The organism is Treponema endosymbiont of Eucomonympha sp. (assembly GCF_001028545.1).
This window is the reverse complement of sequence record NZ_BBPW01000321.1, coordinates 1-761: the sequence shown is the minus strand read 5'-3', so window position 1 is coordinate 761 and position 761 is coordinate 1. Positions and strand designations below refer to the sequence as shown.

Sequence of the window (761 nt, the reverse complement as noted above, 5' to 3'; positions counted from 1 at the left end):
TATTTCCTTGCTGCAATTTGCAAATTATGTGCCGTAATTTGATAGTTCTGCCCCATACTGTATACGGCGCGAACGAACGCGTTAGGCGTTTTGGCGCGTGTGCTGACACGGCTGCGCGGAGTGCGGGCGCGGGGATTCCTCTTTTCGCCTGCCGCAAGGCTACAATTCGTCATGCGTAAGCCGTAAAATCCAGTCAATCCAACTGAGAACGGTGCTTGAACGCCTGCCAACAGTGGTTGCGTTTATAGGCAGCGCCGACTTACTCATAATGTCGCATACAATGCCTTTGCTTGGAACGCTGCTGTTTTTGACAATATATCCAAATACTTTATGGAAAACGGGGCGTTCCAATATTTTTTTCACCAAAGACAAATTCTTTTGTTTATAGCGCAGGGACAGTATATGTCTTGCTTCTGCTGACAATTGATATGCTCTTTCGCCATTTATAGCGTTTATCCGCTTTATTAAACCTAAATAATCGCACGCCGAGATATAATAATTTGTTTGCCGGGGATCAAATTCATATTTCACGCTTACTTCTTCGCGGGTCAGCCCGCGCTCAAAGAGAATCGACAGCAAGTCAATTACTCTGGCAAAGGAATCCGCCTGCGGGAATGGTACCGGCGATTCGGCGCATATTTTAATGCTCTTCCATATTTCAATAATTTCGTCGAGCGATATTGGCTCGCTTGCAAATGTATATGCCTGATAAGAGACCAGCGTCAGCGAATTATATTGGCTGACGTCTTCAAACCGGTATT

At 45.6% G+C, this 761-nt stretch carries 1 protein-coding gene; it reads right to left on the bottom strand.

Translation table 11 applies throughout. The features are described 5' to 3' along the window. Positions 1-159: 159 nt before the first annotated feature. A partial coding sequence (locus AWU74_RS11895) for a DUF7226 domain-containing protein (protein ID WP_438816364.1) occupies positions 160-761 on the bottom strand: 602 nt, incomplete at its 5' end.